The 20,560-nt window shown below is 40.0% G+C and carries 9 protein-coding genes; all 9 read right to left on the bottom strand.

Features of this window, described 5'->3' with window-relative positions; all coding sequences use genetic code 11:
• Positions 1-73 precede the first annotated feature (73 nt).
• Positions 74-1,660, bottom strand: coding sequence for a SpaH/EbpB family LPXTG-anchored major pilin (locus IGI38_RS00325; protein ID WP_438725502.1), 1,587 nt, complete (start codon positions 1,658-1,660; stop codon positions 74-76).
• Positions 1,650-2,426 carry a hypothetical protein gene (locus IGI38_RS00320; RefSeq protein WP_438725501.1) on the bottom strand — a complete coding sequence of 259 codons (777 nt, stop codon included), beginning with the start codon at positions 2,424-2,426 and terminating at the stop codon, positions 1,650-1,652. The genes IGI38_RS00325 and IGI38_RS00320 overlap by 11 nt, the downstream gene beginning before the upstream one ends.
• Positions 2,426-6,271, bottom strand: coding sequence for a SpaA isopeptide-forming pilin-related protein (locus tag IGI38_RS00315; RefSeq protein ID WP_438725500.1), 3,846 nt, complete (start codon positions 6,269-6,271; stop codon positions 2,426-2,428). The genes IGI38_RS00320 and IGI38_RS00315 overlap by 1 nt, the downstream gene beginning before the upstream one ends.
• Positions 6,272-6,833: 562 nt before the next feature.
• On the bottom strand, positions 6,834-8,510 hold the full coding sequence (locus tag IGI38_RS00310; RefSeq protein ID WP_438725499.1) for a SpaH/EbpB family LPXTG-anchored major pilin: 1,677 nt from the start codon (positions 8,508-8,510) through the stop codon (positions 6,834-6,836).
• An 11-nt stretch (positions 8,511-8,521) separates the two neighbouring features.
• On the bottom strand, positions 8,522-9,262 hold the full coding sequence (locus IGI38_RS00305; protein WP_438725498.1) for a pilin N-terminal domain-containing protein: 741 nt from the start codon (positions 9,260-9,262) through the stop codon (positions 8,522-8,524).
• Between the two features lie 402 nt (positions 9,263-9,664).
• On the bottom strand, positions 9,665-11,158 hold the full coding sequence (locus tag IGI38_RS00300) for a helix-turn-helix domain-containing protein (RefSeq protein WP_438725497.1): 1,494 nt from the start codon (positions 11,156-11,158) through the stop codon (positions 9,665-9,667).
• Between the two features lie 690 nt (positions 11,159-11,848).
• Complete coding sequence (locus IGI38_RS00295) at positions 11,849-15,103, bottom strand: SpaA isopeptide-forming pilin-related protein (RefSeq protein WP_438725496.1); 3,255 nt, start codon at positions 15,101-15,103, stop codon at positions 11,849-11,851.
• Positions 15,104-15,569: 466 nt separating this feature from the next.
• Positions 15,570-18,749 (bottom strand): SpaA isopeptide-forming pilin-related protein, encoded by a 3,180-nt coding sequence (locus IGI38_RS00290; RefSeq protein ID WP_438725495.1) that lies wholly within the window; start codon positions 18,747-18,749, stop codon positions 15,570-15,572.
• Positions 18,750-19,127: 378 nt separating this feature from the next.
• The gene (locus tag IGI38_RS00285) at positions 19,128-20,558 is read right to left on the bottom strand and encodes a 6-phospho-beta-glucosidase (RefSeq protein WP_438725494.1); all 1,431 of its coding nucleotides are present in this window, start codon (positions 20,556-20,558) and stop codon (positions 19,128-19,130) included.
• Positions 20,559-20,560 lie beyond the last annotated feature (2 nt).

Here is a 20,560-nt window from a genome sequence, read left to right as displayed (position 1 = left end):
TAATTAACTACTTACCAACTCAAAAAAAAAACGAGCAAAAGGCCTCCGCCTTCTGCTCGTTTTTATCTTTCAATTAAACTTCAAACTGTACACGACGGTAGCGAACGATCGCTGCTGCCATCAAGCCTAGACCGATTACGATGAAGGCGATGATTCCCATACCACCTGTTGATGGTAATGTGCCGCCTTTAGTAATATTTTCAATCTCTTGGTCGGCTGCGCCTTCATAAGAGCCTTTTTCAACTTCGAATTGTACGTCACTTGTTAATTTTGAGAAGCCGCTTGGTGCTTTGGTTTCTCGCAAGTAGTACGTACCATATTCAAGTCCAGTTACTTCGAATTTACCATCAGCGCCAGAAACATATTTCGTAGCTGTCGCGAAATCTTCATTCGCTGCAACTGCTGTCCATGTCATTGAAGTAGCGCCAGCTGTTAAGTAGTAATCTACTCCGTTCACACGTTTGATAACGACAAATTCTGCGCCACCCAATGGTGCTTTGCTTGAACCCGCTTCATATTTGAAGAATTTCTTACCCCCAGTAGTGATTGGATCAATCGGTGGGTTCACTTTTGTATCGTCTTGTCCACCGTCATGGTTCATCGTTACTGAGAATTCGTTGTTAATGTCGCGGTCAACTGGTGTTTCATCAGTGAAAGATACCGTATAGTAGATTTCCATTGTTTGACCAGCATATTGACTTAAGTAGTTAGCTGTCGCAGGACCCGCCGCACCAGTTAAGTTCATCGCAATGTTAAACCCAGCATAACCAGAAAATGGTGCCGCTGTATTTGTATAAGTATCTGTTGCATTACTTAAGAATGTCGCTTCATTGATCGTTGTACCGTTCATCACGATCCGATCAATTCCTTCAAATCTCACGCCTACTGTGTCCACCGCATCGTTCATTTCCAATTTCGTATAACGAGGTGCGCCGTTGACGATATCACCGATTTGGTTAGGGATCATGAAGCTTGCACGGTAATGAATTTGTTGACCAACTTCAAAATCGTAAGCGCCGGCTGGACGTGATGGCAATGGATCGCCATTTTCATCCACTAATTCCTTTTCAGGATCTTCGCCTTCTACTTTATTCTTCGGATACAAATGAATGTTTGTGATCTCGCCATTCCCATCTTTAAGAGGCAACATTAAAACTAGTTTGTATGAACCAATCTCTACACCTGGTGATGCATGCTCTTCAAAGAAATAAACTTTGTAAGAACCGTCTGCATTTTTAGATGGCAGGTTCGCAAAATTTGCTTCGCCGTTTGCGTCAGTTGTTTGATCACCAACATCCACAGCATTTGGTGCTGCGTTTAAATCAAACGCATCCATGATTTGTTTTGCTTTCGTATTGTACTCTGCATCTGTTTCATTTCCCGTTAAGATAGCATCTAATGCATCATAGAAATCTTCGGTAATGTCCCAAGCAGTGAATGTAATCCCAGGCAATCCTTCATAGCGATCAAATTCCGTCATTTCTTTACCAGTATTTATCTGGCTGTCATTTGGAAATTCGTCCATTTTTTTCTTGTGCAATGTTACGTTAACTGAATCTGACGCATAAGCACTTTCCCCTCCACCTAGCACCCCTGCTAGTAAAGGAATCATGCATAGCAGCGTCGTTAATAACGCCATCCATTTTCTCTTATTTTTCATAATTTTTTTCCCCCTTGTTTTTGTTTAATCCAACTAAACCAACAATCATCAGCAACAACCCTAGAAAACAATAATTACGTATCAACTCATTTGTAGAAGGAAGTTCCTTTCCTGAGTAACTTTTTGGTCCCTCCCCTCCACTTGGTGTTCCAATTGTCTTTGGCAAGTCTTTCCTTGGTCCTGAGCTATCTGTTATCGGCGGTTCTGTCGATTTAGTTGTAGTCGTAGGTGTCGTCGACGGCGGTGGCTCTGTCGTCGGTATAGTCGGAATCTCATCATATTTGCAATTGAACAGCAAACTGGTGTATTCCCTTGTCGAATCAGCCAGCAGCTGCGGCAGATAGACGACGATCGGCAGCATATGATACTTCCCGGTTTCCCCTGAAGAAAGAATCAGGTATGCAGCATCTTTTTCGTTTTGATAGCGCGGTAACGTAATGCTCGCGCTGCCCTTATCATCCAGTACGAGCGATGTGCCATTGACCTTTTTCAATGCTTCGCTCGCAACAAATGCTGCTAATTTTTCTTTACTGGAATACGTGTTCATAATGTATTCCTTATCCGACTTTTCATTACTCGCCCGTTTGGAGCGCCATTCGGTCAAATCAAAAACATCGAGTGTAATGTTTTCGGTTCCTTCATGAACGAAGCCCTTTTCGTCTCGTGTATTTATCTGTATTTCTATCTGACTTTCCTCTGCAAAAGCAGTAACCCCCACGTTACAAATCCCCAGAATTAGTCCCAAGAGAAGAATCACTTTTTTCATTACGATCCCCTCCTCTTAGTGTGAAGCCAGTATAGGCTGCCCAGCAGGCCTCCTGCTGTTGAAATAACCCCGATTGCTACTTTGAAGAACATGGCCGTTCCCGATCCGCCTGTTCCAGGCAGCGGTCCTTGCCCGCGCTTCTTATTTGTGACAGTCAACTGAATAAGGTTCGGACTCCCCAGTCCCCCTGTTCCGCTGACATTTGAATTTGGCTGAATGGTGACATCGCCTGTTTGCGAGATACTGATCCTGACTGTCCCGCTCATTCCTTGATACCCATTCGGAACAACTGTTTCAGATAGACTATATTCACCAGGGCGTAACCCGGTAAATTCAAAAATCGGTCCGCCAGTTCTCGTTTGATCATAGCTGGTTCCCACCAACCGGAAGCTTGCTCCTCGCAAGTCATTCCCATCTTGATCTACCTTCTTGATCTTCAAGGTGAAATCGGCCAGCTTATTCGTTACTTTGTAAGGCGAAGATTTCCCATTCAAGGTAATGTTCAAGGCGGTTCCCGCTGCATTCTCCACTGCCTTAAGTTCGATATCTGCCATCTTTTCATACCCGGTCGGCACATTCGACTCTTCAACAATGAAATCACCCATTGGAATATCGTTGATCGCTACTTGACCATTTGCATCTGGTTCAAGATCTGCCGCTAATACCTTGCCGTCTGATTTTCGTTTGACGGTGAATTTCGGTTTATCTTTACTAAATGGTGTCTTGCCATCCTCTTGGTACTTACAGATCACCGCGTTACCCGTCAACAATTTATTCGTCAGCTTGACTCCCCCTGTTGGTACGTTCGCGGCAGTGAAACTGGTACTGTAATTGTAGTTAGGCTTCGCATACCCGGTCGTTCGTGCTTCTTCAACGACCCGATAAGCTGTATTTCCACCTTCGACACCTTGGAATACCCCTTTCCACTGGTCGATCGGCGTTAGAGTTAATGTTTCGACATCTTCCCAAGTATTTCCCGTTCTCTTTTGTAAGGTAACTCTTACGTAACTCGTACGAAGTCCCCAATAATTTTCTGTTCCCCGATGGCTGTCTGACCAGATTTTCTCTACTGGAATCTCTAAGTCTTTAGCCAATTTATTGATGACTTTGTAGGGCGAAGATTTTCCGTCCAACGTGATATTCAAGCTCGTTCCGGCACTATTTTCCACCGCTTTAAGATCTATATCGTCCATCTTGCTATAGCCCTGCGGCACATACGATTCTTCAACGATGAAATCCCCCAACGGAATATCAGGAATCGTTACTTGACCGCTCGCGTCCGGCTCCAGATCTGTCGCCAGAACTTTACCATCCGATTTACGCTTCACAGAGAATTTCGGTTTATCTCCACTAAATGGCGTCTTGCCATCTTCTTTGTACTTACAAATAATCGCCTTCCCCGTCAGCAATTTATTTGTGATTTGAACTCCTTTGCTCGGTACTGTTTTCGCGGTAAACTCATCCACATTGGAATCAGGCTTGGCATACCCAGTTGTCCTCGAGGGCTCAACGACCCGATAGACAGTGCTTCCACCTTCCGCTGTGAATGTATCTTTCCAATTATTTGCCGCATTTAATGTCTTCGTTTCAACATCTACCCATGAACTGCCACTTTTTCTTTGTAAAACAACTTTGACACTGTTCCCACGAAGTCCCCAATAGTTCTCCGTGTTCTTATACGTATCCGACCATTTCTTCTCGACAGGAATCTCGAACTTATTCGCCTTTCCCTTAACTGACGGTACGCCGAAATCTAACTTGTCTGTCGTCCGTTCAGGCGTTGGCGTTAAAGTCGTTCTCCCGTTCGTTTGATACCAAGTGTCGCCTTCGTAATTTGCAACATCCGTTTTCAAACGAAGCTTGTAATCCAATTGAACTTCTTGCTGCCCATATAAATTAATGTTATCAACTTTGATCGTATTGTTAGTAATAACAGGATCATTAGGCAGTTTATTCGTTTCAATTGCTGGAACACCACTCTTCTTGATTTCCTTAACAGTTGGCTTTCCTACTATCTCAAACATCTCTCCGATTGGATCTTCAATTACGCCCTTATCCACTGTCTGAATGACTGAGTTGAACCAATCATCGAAAGAAATATCAAAATCTCCGGTAGTATTAGCATGATAAAATTGGTAATCGCTTTGTGAGTCGCCAGTAGCATTGGCCTTTTTCGAAGCCATTCGATGCAATCCTGTGACTAGCTGTTCTGTTGAATGCTGTTCTACCTGAAGAGTCTTTTTGATATTAATCGCAATCGAATTGATCTCCATCCCTTGATTTTTGATATCTGCTGCTGTCGAATTGGCTGGCGTCAAATGACTATAAATACATTGACCCGTCCTGCTCAATCTGAATCCTGAAGGCTTATACGTCGTGTAATAATTAGTCAATGTTCCCGGTTCACGCAATGCGCTGCCTAAATATCGAGACGTACTTGTTGATGCAGAATTATTCGAAGTAATCCGAACTTGATCATAATAGATGCTTGAATCTGAATTTCCTGCTAACGGTACCTCACTCATATTAGGAGCACCATCGGTTAAAAGAAAGATAACCTTGCGTCGATTCGTCCCGCTTGCATTATTCAACATCGTTTGCGCATCCATTAATGCTCTTTGTGTAAACGTATTTCCATCTGCAGGTGTACTTTGATATCTATCCACTACGTTTTGCCAACCAGATGAATTATTTGACATAGGAACAATTCGATTAGAAGATGGATAATCCGTCGAAGAATAGATAACGCCGCCAATTCTCAAACTATCTGTATCTGGATCTGCTGCTTTAAACTTATTAATCAAATTTTGCAGTGATTTCATCGCTAAAGCTTTTCTCGTCATTCCGCCAATATTCCCACTGGACATAATCATCGAATTAGAATTATCCAACACAAAACAAACATCTACCCCAGGTTTAGGAATCGTCCTTCCACGAACATTTAACTTAACGTCAAACTCATCTGATTTAGCTGTTTCACCCGCGTATTTACGTAATTCAATATTGGGTTTCGATTTGTTTTCTCCATATTTAATATACGATTTCGTATAATCATCAGAAGTAACATCCCAGCTCGTCAATCCATCCCAACCAGATTCCTTTTCATAACCGCCTTGATGATTACGAACATTTGACTGCCCTGTCGGTGTCCAATAGCAAGTAGGATAGGTACCATTATTTGTCGTATACGCAGGTGTTTTATTGGAATATTTCGGTGGATCCATTCGAAGTAATCCGTTAGCTGGAACCGCCGTTGATGGCACTGGCTCTTCTTCTTCCTCTGCTTGCAGCGGTCCAATAAAGTCTTCCGAAGTTGTTGTCACAGCAGTCTTACTATCAGAAGTTTTTGTTTCTTCTTTTGTATCCTGTACTTTAAGAACAAAGGATTCTTTAACATCTAGAATATTCTCTTGTGTCTTCGTAACTTTTTCATCAGAAAGAGTCTGCTCGTCCATTTGAACATCCAAGTTAAGCTGCTTGGTCGTTTTGGACAGATCAAAAACAAGTTGCCCTTCCATTGAAGATGAAAAGTCTTTTTCGATCAGCCAGTCATCCTTTTCAGTCATGTTCTCAACAGCAGGATAAGTGATCGCTTTTCCTTTCTCGTTTGTTACTTTCAGTTTGAGACGTTGCTCTTTATCACTTTCTTCGCTTTGCCTGCTAAACGTGATTCGCCAACGATTCGAGTCTTCTTGCGGTTCATAATCATAGGAAACCTTTAAAAATGCTTCATCGATCAGTTCCGTTTTTGTAGTCTCAGCATGCGCGGTAACCTGTGACGGAAATATCTCAGCAATAAAAGAAAACAGTAGAACAACCAACATGAGTAAGTGCTTCTTTTTCATTTCATAAATTCCTCCTTTCATTCCTTTTTTCACCCACTCTCCCTTCCGCGTAACAATATGATAACTGATATAATTTCCTCTCGCTTTTTATGTTTTTTAATATTTTTTTGTTATTCAAATAGAGTGTTTTCGCATCATTTTATCGTTTTTAATATCAGTTAATGTTATTGCATCCAATTTTTTAATTTGTTATAAAGAATAATAAAGTTTGAATGTCGCAAAAAAAATTTGCCATTTGAATTATTCGTCAAAAACACGCAAAAAAATCCCTAGAAATAGATATTTCCAAGGATTTTATGAATTTAATGGCTAAAACCGAATGCCTTCACTTTTATCTACTTATTTAAACGAAGATTTTCTACTTACTTGTTCAAAGAAAAATCAAATGTGAAAAAAGAATCCGTACTCCAACAAAAATTGCCTTCCTCTTTTAAACAAGAACAGTCGCAGTATCCTAAGAAACTCAGTTCTCTAAACCTGTGAAAAATACGTTCCCTTTTGCTCACAAAAAAAAGATGAGGCAAAGTAGCTGCCTCATCTTAATAACGATTAACTTGTGTGACTATGCTGCATGTTGTGTTTTGCGGTAACGATTTACTGCGAATGCCATCAATGTTCCACCGATTAGCAAGAAGATCACGATACCGATACCACCGGTAGATGGTAAGAAGCCGCCTCTAGAAGTATTGGCAACCATGCCTCCAAGTAATGCATCTGATCCAGCATAAGAATCTTTGGTGATTTCAAATTCGAACGGTTGATCCAATTTTTGGAACCCATTTGGTGCTTTAACTTCGACTAATTCATAGTCACCATATTCAAGCCCAGTAATTTCAAACAATCCTTGTTCGTTAGAAGTGATTTTATGTGCATTTGGATAATCAGTTGCAACAGCTACCCACTCACGCTTGTTAGCGCCCTCTTTTAAGTATTGTTTCTTGTTAGGATCGCTAGGGTCTTTTCTAGTAACAACGAATTCCGCACCTTTTAATGCTTGATTCTCATGGTCTTTTTCATGTTTTTTGAATTTCTTACCACCAGTAGTTACGACTGGTAGTTCATCATCTGGAATTGTTTTCTTCTCATCATTTTCCTTATTTTTTAAATCTACATAGAAATTATTTTTGATATCTACATCTACTTCTGTATCATCTGTAAGTATCACAGAGTAAAGAATTTCAACTTTTTTACCGCGCCATCTTTCTAGATGTTTCGCTACCATCCTAGATTCTTCAAAATCTGAATTTTGTGATGAACCTTTTTTCGCTTCGTTGAATTTAAACTTAATCTCGAATCCCGCTTTTTGACCAGTTGGCAAATATCCCGGATCTTTATTTGTTTGAGTAAGATCTGCATAAATTGCTTTAGCAAATTCATTCAAAGCAACTTCTGTACCGCCGATTGTAACTTTTTCAATACCTCCGAATTTAACTCCATCTTTATCAATTTCATCTTTGAAGATCAATTTGCTATAACGTGTTTGAATCTCGTTGTTATCCGCATCTTTGATGATTTCACCAATTTGATTAGGGATCATAAATGAAGCTCTGTAATAAATTGGTTTGCCTACATCAAAAGAATAGCGATCTTCTGGAGGTAAAGGAGTCGTTTTATCATCTTCCATAACTTCTTTAGTTGGTTCGTTCTCTAATCTATTTTTTGGATATAAATGAATGTCATGATTAGGAGTTTCAGTATTTGCTTTTTTAGCTGGTAGCATTAAAACAACAGGTTGACCAAATTGTTCGTTATCTGGATTAGCAGTTTCTTGGAATAAATAGACTTTGTAAGTGCCATCCGCATCTCTATCAGGTAGTTTATCAAATACTACTTTCCCGTCAGTATCAGTTACATCTTGACCCTTTATTTTAGAATCAGGATTAGTTACATCGCTCAATTGGAAAGTCTTCAATAATGCTTCTGCTTTTTCTTCGTATTGTTTAGGCGTTTCATTGCCTGTTAGAATCAACATTCTATAAAAATCTTCAGTAACATCGTATACCGTAAATTCTACACCTGGTAGTGGGTCATAATTATCTTCAAATTCTTGAATCAATTCTCCCGTATTCTTTATTCCGCCATCTGGAAATTCATCCATCTTTTTCTTATGCAAAGTAACAGTGATATCTTGTGGTTCAGCCGCCGAAGCGCTATCCCCGAAACCAAGTAAACCCATGCCTATTGGCAGCAAACATACAAGTGCCATCAACAAACTGACTAGTTTCCCTCTTGCTTTCATTATTTTTCCCCCTATTTCTTTTTTTGTATTTTTTTGAAACCTAAAAGCCCTATTAAAATAAGTAACAATCCTAAGATCGTGAAGTTTCGAATCAAATCATTGGTCGATGGGTAATTCTTCCCGGTACTCGACCGATCGGAGCCCACAGGCACGGGTGTCTGACCTTGGCTGGATTCTTCCTCTGGTTCACTTGAGGAAGAGGTGATCGGCGGTTTGCTCGTATTTAAGTATTTACCGTTGATCAATAAGCGTACTGCTTCTTCATCCGATTCTGGATGCGTCTTTGGCAAATACAGAACGATCGGCAGCATCTTCTGATTTCCTGTTTCTCCGTCAGAGAGAATCAGATACGCTGCGTCCTTTCCAGCTTGATACCTGGGAACATCGAATAGGACATTCCCGCTGCCATCCACCTTATGCGGCTCCTGATTGATCTTCACTAATTTTTCTTCTTCTACAAATGACTTCATCGACTCTTCCGTTGGGTAAGTGTTCATCAAAAATTCTTGATCTTCTTTTTCATCCCCTCCACGTTGCTCGCGCCATTGCGTCAGATCATAGACATCGAACTGTAAATTTTCTGTCCCCTCTACTTTTTTCTCATTGACCCATGTATGGATCCACAACTCTACTACTTCACTCGTTTGCTCATCCATTTTTTCATCACTTTGCCCATCTGCTGCAAAAACCGTCATACCAAAACAACAAATTCCTAGAAGCAGACATACTATGAAGGAAATTCTTTTTCCCATTTCCAGCCCCCCTTCTATCGCGGAATAAGTGACTGCTGATCGTTTCTAAAAAGTACTAAAAACATGCTATCTCTTGGTGAAGTATGCGATAGCCGATGTATCAGCATTGATATGTTTGTATTTTTCAATACATTCACATTTCAAGTATTCCTCCTCCCACTGTTTTGCTGTTAATTCCTTGTCCATAACCATAGTAACTGATATTATTTTTCCGCGCTTTTTGGTTTTTTCGAAATTTCCAGTTATTAAATTTCAGTTATTAACGCGTTATTTCAGCCTTTCCATTTAATTAATGGGTTATTATATTCATTTTCTTAATTTTTTTTCCAAATAGTAAGACCCATTTGCTTTAATTTAAAGAACTCATTTGGATTAATGTTTCCTTCACATCGTTTTTTTGGTTCAACCTGACAAATCGCTGATTAATTGCTGCAACTGTACGATGTTTTGACTGGTCAAAAATGGATCGATAATCACAGTTGGATAGTCATAAGAGACTTCTTCGACACTGCTGGAAGTAACCAAGGCATCGTATTTCGCCAGTTCACGCATATCGATCCGAGTATCCCGTGCACGTTCTTCAACAAAATGGATCTTGAAATTGCCATAGATACGTTCTTCGATCTGCTCAGCTAGGAAGGTTTCCTCCGTCGGCGATAATTCAGAAAGCAGCAAAATCTTTAACGGCTGATCATTGGTCGCTAACAGGTTCAAGCTTTGCGGTACCATCGTGATCAATAAATAGGCATAGTTCCAGACAAAATCATTTTCCTGATAGATCCGATACTTCTTAACAAAAGCTTCGGCAATCTTCAAGACCTTCTTTACTGCTTGAAAATGAGTCTCCATCATTTTCTCTAAGAAAATCCCCCGTTGACGATAGAGAATATCGATGAATCTGCCTTTGGGCGCATACATTCGTTGATCGTTGACCAAAACGATCGTCAACTCGCTGCGTTCCAACTCATCAAGTGAAAATCCAATCAATCGATTAAATTCTTCTACCAATCCAAAGTGCTTTTGATAAAGATCGCGATAGGTGCGGCTTTGCTTCATAGCCGATTTCCATTGATCTTCACTAAAGATCAGCATGTCTGCGTAGGACAGCCACAAGCAATCCTTGATCTCCTCTTCTGTCAAACGAACTCTGAAGACTTCCAAGGCCATCCGTTCAAAAGATTCTAAGGTTTCTTCATCTGGCAAAGTCAGCGGGCTAATTAGTTCGTTTTCTGGAAAATGACGGTCATTTTTGATACGCCACAAACTGATATAAATGTTGTAGCTGAGCCTTTTTCTAAAGATATGACGATTCTCCAAATGATTGACTTGGATAAATTGATCCACCAAATCAGTGATCGCTTTGATCTGATAATCCTTTAGATCAATGAACAGGGATTCTAAACGATCCGATTTTTCTAAGAAGTAACGATAGTAGAAATGTCTGATGACACTTTCTTTTCCTTCTATTCTTAATGGCCGATAATCTAGACGAATTCCTGATTTTTTGAATGCCGTTTCGATTTTTTTCAAATAGCGCTGCGTATTCGAGGCGCTCAAATACAACTTGTCCGCAAGATCACTGATGCTTGAGCATCTTTCATAGAGCAGTTCTTCAATAATCTGAAACTCTGGTGATGTTTGAAGAACATCTGCGTATAAACGGTTGATACTTACATGCGGTTTGACTTGAATTTGGTAAAGTCCTTTGAATTTTTCAATACGAAAATCATCCTGCTCATCATTGATTATCTTGACGTCCTTCAATAGGATAGGCAATGAACACTCTAGTTCTTCAAGCAGCTGATCGCTTGGCAAGCCGACTTGACTTGCATAGAGTAGTTCAACAAAGCGTAGACGTCGTAAACTGCTTGCACCTAAAACCTCTCTAAAATCCATCTCCTCATCCCCTTTTCTTCCATACTCCACCAGTGAGACATCCCACTGTTCTCTCAAAAGTTAAAAAACATTAGTATCAACACATAAAGCCTATGCACCGATCTAATTTTTTCCTACCAACTGTGTCCTCTCATTTATCCTTGTCTGGAATGCCCCCACACTCCATGACAACTTCATAAGTGGGGGTTCCGTTAAGAAGAAACACGCCACTTTAGAATCCTATTTTTTGATCGTTTAAAATTTTTGGTGATTTAACCTTCCTATTTATGGGTATTTCGTGTCATTTTGCTTTAAAAACCTAGGAACTTTATTTTTTTGAAAAAAGAGTGTTTCTAAAATGAAATAACTCCATTTTCAAGAGTTTTTTTTATAAGAATCATCCAATTTTTTTACTATATTTCTCTATATACACATCATATCGAATCTTATTTTTTGACGCTTTTTCATTAACATTTTATTTATAGTTATTATAAAAGCTTAAAATCCTATTAAATAATAAGATTTTAATAATTTGTTGTTATTCAAATCTTTTTTTTAATAAGACATTAACTTTATAAATACTCAAATTACAGAAGTTTATTAAAAGATTTGAATTTAATCTTTCGAAAACAGTCAAAAAAAAAGAGTTTAAAAGCGTTCCTACAGCTTTTAAACTCTTTTATTCATATTTTTTTCAAGATTGAGAAAACTTTACTTTTTGCTTCTATTAAGATATAGCGTAGCGATACTCAACAGAATACCGCCAATAACCAGCAGCCCGGCTGTCAAAAACATTCCCTGAATTCCAATGGAACCTGTTCTTGGCAGAGCGCCTTCTCGAACACGCTTATTGGTTACCTTCAATTGAATTACATTTCCCGTATCACCAATCCCCCCAGATCCACTGACATTCGGATGCCCATTCACCGTAACTTTTCCATCCTGACTAATCACAAACGTAATCGGATCAATTATTCGCTCATATCCGTCTGGATTATCTGTTTCCGTTAGTGTATAGATCCCAGGTCGCAAGTTCGGAAAATCAAAGGTTGGACCATTAGATTTTATCTCATTATAATTAGGCCCCGTTAACCGAAAAGTTGCACCGGCTAGCCGTGTATCATTTTCATTGACCTTTTCGACAATTACTGAGAAATCCTTTAGTTCATTTCGTACAGCATAATCTTCCGTACTACCGCCTACTGTAAACACAAGCGATGTAGGCGGATTACTGCTACTTTCGGTCACATTAATCGTGAAGTTCGCCATTTTTTTGAACCCTTTTGGAACATAGGTTTCCTCAACTGTATAATCTCCAATTGGAAGTTGCGTGAGCGACACTTTTCCAGAACTATCCGGCTCTAGATTTTCTGCCAAAACTTTGCCATTTGAACGTGTCACTTTAAACTTTGGAAGATCGCTGCCAAATTTACCCTGTCCATCTCCCATAAATTTCCAAAACTGATAATCTCCCCGCAACAGTTCATTGGTGATCTTCACACCAGCCTCGCCCAAATTATCCGAGGTAAACTCACCTTTATTTACAGTAGGCTGCTTATACCCGCTGGTTCGAGCCGTTTCTACTACTCGATACTTGTTGTCTGAACCGCCTTCGACTGGCGAAAAGCTGGCCTTCCATTGAGACGTTCGTTTCAGCTCGATTGTTTCGACATCCTGCCAAGTGGAACCGTTCAACTTTTGCAAAGTAGCTGAAACTTTGTCTGGTCTCAAATTCCAGTAATTCGATTCTCCTTTGTATGTATCCGACCATACTTTCTCAACTGGAATCACAAAATCTTCCTTTTGATATCTAACAGATGGAACCCCAAAGTCTAACAAGTCATTCGTGCGTTCTGGCGTTGGTGCCAAAGTTGTCCGTCCATTTGCCGGATACCAGCGATTCGAAACAAAAGTATCATCATTAATTTTTAGACGAACCGTGTATTCTATCTCGATTTCTTGTTCCCATGCTAGATTAATATTACTAACATCAATTTGCCGGTTATTATTTGATAATGTAATAACCGGTCGATTTCCCGTTTCGATCTGTTTCCCCGAATTATCTACCTGTCTCCATGTCGGCGTTCCGACAAGTTCGACCATTTCACCTAATGGATCCGTTATGGTCCCTTTATCGACAGTTCGAACAATCGTCTCATACCAACTGTCAAAATAAGAGGTCAAATTGTCGCCATTTTCTACATCAAAAAAATGAAAGTCAGAAGCAACATCATTATTGGGTCCATTCGTCGCATTGGCTTTTTTCGTCGACATTTTATAGAGCCCTCGCATCAAAGTTGGTTTGATGCCTAATTCATTTGTGTTAACTGTAATCGCTAAAGCTATTGTATGGATCTCTATGCCCGCATTCTTCAAATCCATAGCGGTCGAATTCGTCGTCGTAATATGACTATTAATGACCCCGTTATAAGCTGGAGAAATCATCGTTCTAAAACTCTGAGCGCCTAAATAACTTCCTTTATTGTAATTTCCTTTAGTTCCTTTGTTGAAGTCTTTGAAGTGAAGTTGGTCATAGAACATTTCTGGATCGGCGGTTCCTCTATCAGCTGTCGTCCAACTCACATTGGGTGCTCCATCGGTCAGAACAAACAATAATTTATGACGTTCTTCAGAATCGGTAGCATCAGTAAAGATATCCCCTGCTTCAGCTAATCCTCGCTGTGTAAAGGTTGCTCCCATTGGATCAGCACGTGTATACTCATCCACTAATTTATCCCAATCAGCTGGATTCTTCGACATACTAAAAGTGCTTTTTTCACCAGATCCACCACTTGGCTTATACCCCCAGGCATTACGATCATAGTCGGAAAAGATATGTCCACCAATCCGAATATTTTCAGCAGCTGGTACATTGACGTCTTTCAATTTATTAACAATATCCTTCAGCGCTTTTTGTGCATTTTTTTTCCTTGATTGTGTTGAACCTGGTGATGCATTTGACATCGAATCTGAATTATCTATTAAAAATACAATATCCACCCCAGGTTTATAGGTCGTATTCCCACGAACATTCAGCTTAACTTTGAATTCTTCTGGATTATTGGTTTCTTGCGCGTACTTTCTCAATTGAATATTCGCATTATCCGCATCCCCATATTTTATATAAGACTTGGAGAAATCATCGCTTGCGACGTTCCAGCTTTCCACACCATCCCAACCTGATTGACCTGAAAGTCCTCCTTGATGATTGATAACATTGGTCTGTCCAGTTGGTTTCCAAGAAAATTCTGGATAAGTTCCCGCATCATGTTTATACTTCGTTACTTTATTTTCATATAACGGAGAATACATTCGGCCAGTTCCGTTTGCGGCAGTCGCAACTTGAGGATCACTCTTCTTTTGACTCTCTTTTTTTGGTCCTACAAAGTTTTCAGAACTCACGGTTGTCACTTGTTCTTCTTTCTTGATCTCTACTTTCTCCGAAGAGCTTTCTTTCGTTTTTTCCGTATTTTTTTGTTCTGCCTTCAGAACGAAGGGTTTCTTTCGCTCTAAAATATCTTCTTGGATCTTCGTTGCCTTTGACTCATCCTCAGTATTTTTTTCCCGTTGATCCATTTGGACATACAGCTTCAGTGTTTTCATCGATTGAGACAGTGTAAATGACACCTGTTCAGATTTCTCCTCTGAAAAATCCTTTTCGATCAACCAGTCATCCTGCTTGATCATGTCACCATCTGTCGGATAATCGATCACTTGGTTTTTTTCATCCGTGATTTTAAATTTTAATCGCTGTTCATGCGTATCATTCTCACTCTTATGCTTGAAATTCAAAATCCAGCGATTGGCATCCTCTTTCTGTTCGTATGTATATGAAAGCTCTAAAAACTCTTCATTAACTAATTGAATTTCCTTCGTTTCTGCGTGAACAGGAATTATTGATAAACCCGCTTCCACGATAATCGAAAAAAGAAGCATCACAAATAGCAATATGTTCGTCTTTTTCATATTACCCCTCCCCCTTTGTCGTTCCCTCATAGAACTTTAACCAATACCTTCAAAAATAGTTGTCCTCAGTAAAAATAGCGATTCCATCAATTGTTCTCAACTCAAAATTATTTATTCGTTATTTACGTCTTAAGAATAGCAGATAAAAAATTTTTTTTATTTTATGTATAGGCTAAAAGAAGCGTTATTGAAGCTTAAAAGAAGCACTAATTAATGACTATCAAATAAAAAAGAACGTTATCTATCCCCTTTCATTAATTGTGTATTAAAATAAATAATACTCATTTTCGAAATCTTAAATTAACTATCCGGATTTATAATTGTTTCACTTCAAAAAAATGAAGCGAAACAACAAAAGCCGTCAAGCATCTTTTTATTTAAAAATAAGAAAAAGTACTAATCTCGAAAGCTGGAGACTAGCACTTTTTTATTTACGGTCATAAGGACTAATAAATCAGACTCGACTTTATTCTTTTCCATTATTCGCGTGGTATGCAGATACACCACTCAGAATGACACCTAATATTACACAAAAGATTGCTGCTAAATAGAACTTGCGAATCCCAAAAGCGCCCGTATTTGGCAAAGCACCTTCTCTCACCTTTTTATTGACTACTTTTAACTTGATGCGATTGCCTTCTCCAGTGATTTCCGCTGCTCCGCTAACCTGTGAATGGTGTTGAATCGTCACCTTCCCATCGCTTTCGATCTCAAACAAAATCGGCTCCTTGATTCGCTGATACCTGTCTGGATTCTCCGTTTCTGTCAATGTATAGCTGCCCGGCCTTAAATTGCTGAAGGTAAATTCGGGCCCGCCATTTTGACTTTCTTCATAGTTTGGACCAGTCAGTTTGAAGGCCGCACCTTCCAAAGGCTCTCCCATCGGATCGATTTTCTCAATCACTAATGAAAAATCTTTTAACTCATTTATGACGATCGGCGGATCTGTATGGTCATCAACTTTGAAGATGAGCGCGATCGCTGAAGAATCTTCCGTGACCTTCACTACAAAGTCCGCCATTTTTTTGAAGCCTAATGGGACATGAGTTTCTTCTATTGTATACTCGCCAATAGGAATATTTTTTAAGGAAACACTACCTGAACTATCCGGCTTCAGCTTTTCTGCAAGAAGTTTTCCATCCTCTCGGGTCACTCGGAATTCCGGTAAGTCCCGGCTGAAGGTATTTTTCTCCACTCCCATAAATTTCCAGAACTGATACTCTCCCCGCAGCAATTCATTCGTAATTTTTATCCCCTCATTGGTCAATGTTTCAGAGGTAAAACGATCTTGGTTGATGCTGGGCGCTTTATAGCCAGTCGTTCGAGCAGGTTCGATTACACGATACGTAGTTTCAGCCCCGCCTTCAACAGGCGCAAAAGTTCCTTTCCAGTTCGTAGCAGCGCTTAAATCAATCGTTTCAACCTCTTCCCATTCCGATCCTTCCAACGTTTGTAAAACAGCCGTCACCTTCCGCGGTCGCAGGTTCCAATAATTCTCTGTTTCCTTATCGGTATCAGACCAGATTTTTTCAACTGGGATCACAAAATCCAATTTCTTATATCGAACTGAAGGGCTACCAAACTCCAGCTTATCGGTATTTCGTTCAGGTTTAGGTTCTAATGTAGTCGTGCCATTGGCTGGATACCACTGACTTGACACAAAAGAAGGGCTGGTGGTTTTTAATTTAACTGTATATTCGATCTCAATTTCCTGTCCGCCAGTCAAATTAATGTTGCTTATATCTATCGTACGTTTATTATCTGTTAAGTTAAAGCTTGGCATATTCTTACTTTCAATTTCCTCTGCGCCATTGCTTACTTGACTCAGCTTTATCGTTGCTTCAGGATCGGCCGCTTCAACAATGTCGACCATCTCGCCTAAAGGATCGGTAATTTTACCGCGATCAACGGTTCGTATAATCGTTTCATACCAATTTTTAAAAACCTCAGTCAGTTCATCTGGATTGCTCACATCATAATAGAAGTAATCTTCCTGACTATCCTCATCTCCGGTATTGGCCTTCTTAGTAGACATTCGATAAAGCCCTTTTTTTAATTGAGCGGTTGAATGATCGCCAGTCCCGGCTTCAATATTCACACCGATCGTATGAATCTCAACACCTTCATTTTCCTTAAGCCCCTTCGCAGTGAAATTGGTTGTAGTGATATGACTGCTGCCTAGTCCGCTAATTAATGGAAATTTTGTTTGATTTGCGACGGCATTCAATTTACTTCCTTGGCCGTAATCCCCCATAGAGCCCATATTCGAAAACGTAGTAATATGGAATGGATCATAATACATATTTGGATCAGATACGGCTTCTTTCGGTATCCAGCTTCTATTCGGTGCCCCATCGGTTAATAGGAAAAGCATTTTGTACCGCTCTCCAACGTTTGGCGCATCCAAAAAAATGTCTCCCGCTTCTCTTAACCCTCTTTGCGTGAAGGTACTGCCGACTGAGATTGTTCGACGGTATTCTGTCACCATACTCTTCCAATCCGTATGGCTAGCTGAAAGTGGAAATGTCATTTTCTCGTTGGATGTTTCGCCCCAGTAACCTGGCTCATAATCGGAAAAGATATGGGACCCGATTCGAATCCCTCCTTGATTATCGGGATACGTTTCCTGCAGCTTCGTAATGATCTTTTCGAAAGCTGCCTCAGTGTTCCTCTTTCTAGAAAGGGACGAACCGCTTCCAAAATTCAGCATAGAGGAAGAATTATCTAGTAGAAATACCAAATCAACCCCTGGTTCATAGGCCGTATTTCCTTTAACATTTAACTTGATCTTAAACTCATCCGGCTGATCCGTTTGTTGTGCGTATTTCCGAATACTGATATTGGGATTGGTATTATCCTCGCCATAGTTAATGTAAGATTGCGTATAGTCATCCGTTGCAATATCCCAACTGGTTATCTCATCCCACTCATTTTTATTCGCGTCTCCTCCTTGATGATTGATTACATTGAGTTGATTTTCTGGCTGCCAAGCATATTCAGGATACTCTCCGCCGGCATCAATCGTATAGTGAGGCTGTTTATTGGTATACATCCGTTCATACATTTTATCAATCAATGTATTCGTATGGACTGCCTGTGTATTAGCAGATGATTTTCCGCCCTCTTCTTTCGGTCCAATAATTATTTCAGAACTTGAATCGATAGCCTTATCTGTATTGTCCAAGTTGATGATAAAAGGCTGATCGTAATCAAGGATATTCTCCTGAACCCCTTTCTGATGATCAGCATTACTCTGTTGATCCATCTGGACAAATAACTGTATAATTTTTACCGATTGGGGTAAGTCAATTGTCACTTGCCCCTCCTGCTGCGCTGAAAAATTTCCTTCAATCAGCCAACCATCCTGCACTCTCATCTGATCTGTTTCTGGATAGTCAAGGTCTTGCCCTTTCTCATCCGTAATCCTGATTTTCAACCGCTGCTGGTCATTTTCTGTGCTTTTTCTCGCAAAGTTCAAAAGTAGTCGCTGCTGTTTTTCTTCATATATATAAGAAAACTTTAGTTCCTTTTCTTCAATCAGCTGAATTTCTTTCGTTTGCGCGTGTGTTGTCGCAATTCGTACAGTCAGCTCAGCTAGAATGGAAAAAATGACGAACATTAGTATCAATAAGCCGACCTTTTTCATCAAATACCTCCCAAAATCTCACATTTCTATAACAGAATAGCAGATAATCATTTTTTTTACTTCCTACAAAATATTTGGGTCGCGTTATTTAAAATAGACAAAAAGACTATTAAGTGAACATACATTCCAATAACAGAAGTTTAAAAATCCTATTTAATTACTCATTATCTAAAGAAAAGGTTTTTTATTTTGCAATAATTATCAAATAAATCGCATAGTTTATAGGCTATTGAACAAAAAAAGAGCGGTCAGCCTCTAGCTTGCTGCCGCTCTTTCCCTCTTTCTTCTATTATAAATATAAAATTCTCCACTCAGCTCTTCCACAAACTTCGAACAGCAAAAACCGAGACCTGCGAATACGCAAGTCTCGGCTGTAAATTAATTACTTAAATCTTCACCATTTGTTTCGATGACTTTTTTATACCAATCAAATGATTTTTTCTTACTGCGTTTCAAGGTTCCGTTGCCTTCATTGTCGCGGTCCACATAAATGAAGCCATAACGTTTCTTCATTTCACCTGTTCCGGCAGACACAAGGTCGATACAACCCCAAGTTGTGTAGCCTAATAGATCTACACCATCTTGATCAACCGCATCTCTCATCGCTTGAACGTGCTGTGCTAAGTAGTCGATGCGATAATCATCTTCTACATAGCCGTTTTCGTCAGGCGTATCAATGGCTCCTAGACCATTCTCTACGATGAATAATGGTTTTTGGTAACGATCGTATAAGTCGTTCATTGTAATACGTAATCCAAGTGGATCAATTTGCCAGCCCCATTCGCTTGATTCCAAGTAAGGGTTCTTCACAGATGCGAAGATATTGCCGCTGGTTTGTTCCAACAATTCCGGATCTGTTGTCGCCACGCGAGAAGAGTAGTAAGAGAATGAGATAAAGTCAACAGTATGAGCTTTCAATAGCTCTTTGTCGCCTTCTTCCATCTTCACGTCGATGCCATTGCGTTCCATTTCCTTCACAGCGTAAGCTGGATATTCGCCACGAGATTGTACATCAATGAAGAAATAGTTTTGACGTTCTTCTTGACGTCCTGCCCATACATCATCTGGTTTTGGTGTGTATGGATAATACGAACCTGCCGCTAACATACAGCCAACTTGGTTTTCCGGATCAACTTCATGAGCGATCTTCGTTGCGATCGCTGAAGCGACTAATTCATGGTGAGCTGCTTGGTATTTCACTTGTTCTTCATTTTCGCCTTCTTCAAAATAAAGGCCTGCACCCATAAATGGCGCGTGCAAGATCATATTAATCTCATTGAAGGTCAACCAGTATTTCACTAAGCCTTTATAGCGATTGAAGATTACGTGACACAAGTTTTCATAGAAACCGACTAATTCACGGCTGCGCCATGCACCATATTTTTCAACTAAGTGCATTGGGCAGTCAAAGTGAGTGATCGTTACTAATGGTTCGATGCCGAATTTTTTACATTCTTTGAAGATATCTTCGTAGAATTTCAAGCCATCTTCATTCGGTTCTTTTTCGTCCCCTTTAGGAAAGATCCGACTCCACGCTAATGACAGACGGTAGGTCTTGAAGCCCATTTCCGCAAATAGTGCGATGTCTTCTTTCCAGTGATGGTACATATCGATTGCTTCTTTTGCTGGATAAAAATGCGCGTCATCAAAATCGAACATTTTCTTTTTCCCCGCGATAACAGCAAAACGATCCTCACCGACTGGTGCTAAATCTACGTTGGCTAATCCGCGTCCGCCTTCGTTATACCCGCCTTCACATTGATTGGCAGCTGTTGCACCGCCCCATAAGAAGTCTTTTCTAAATCCCATAA

It is taken from the genome of Enterococcus sp. AZ128, from assembly GCF_051714485.1.
Lineage (GTDB): Bacteria > Bacillota > Bacilli > Lactobacillales > Enterococcaceae > Enterococcus_A.
The sequence above is the reverse complement of the archived record's forward strand: the minus strand, read 5'-3'. Positions and strand labels throughout refer to the sequence as shown.

Excerpts from the sequence above, each read along its gene's own strand:
- IGI38_RS00325 (WP_438725502.1), bottom strand. The coding sequence starts at position 1,660 with ATGAAAAATAAGAGAAAATGGATGGCGTTATTAACGACGCTGCTATGC.
- IGI38_RS00320 (WP_438725501.1), bottom strand. The coding sequence starts at position 2,426 with ATGAAAAAAGTGATTCTTCTCTTGGGACTAATTCTGGGGATTTGTAAC.
- IGI38_RS00315 (WP_438725500.1), bottom strand. The coding sequence starts at position 6,271 with ATGAAAAAGAAGCACTTACTCATGTTGGTTGTTCTACTGTTTTCTTTT.
- IGI38_RS00310 (WP_438725499.1), bottom strand. The coding sequence starts at position 8,510 with ATGAAAGCAAGAGGGAAACTAGTCAGTTTGTTGATGGCACTTGTATGT.
- IGI38_RS00305 (WP_438725498.1), bottom strand. The coding sequence starts at position 9,262 with ATGGGAAAAAGAATTTCCTTCATAGTATGTCTGCTTCTAGGAATTTGT.
- IGI38_RS00300 (WP_438725497.1), bottom strand. The coding sequence starts at position 11,158 with ATGGATTTTAGAGAGGTTTTAGGTGCAAGCAGTTTACGACGTCTACGC.
- IGI38_RS00295 (WP_438725496.1), bottom strand. The coding sequence starts at position 15,103 with ATGAAAAAGACGAACATATTGCTATTTGTGATGCTTCTTTTTTCGATT.
- IGI38_RS00290 (WP_438725495.1), bottom strand. The coding sequence starts at position 18,749 with ATGAAAAAGGTCGGCTTATTGATACTAATGTTCGTCATTTTTTCCATT.
- IGI38_RS00285 (WP_438725494.1), bottom strand. The coding sequence starts at position 20,558 with ATGGGATTTAGAAAAGACTTCTTATGGGGCGGTGCAACAGCTGCCAAT.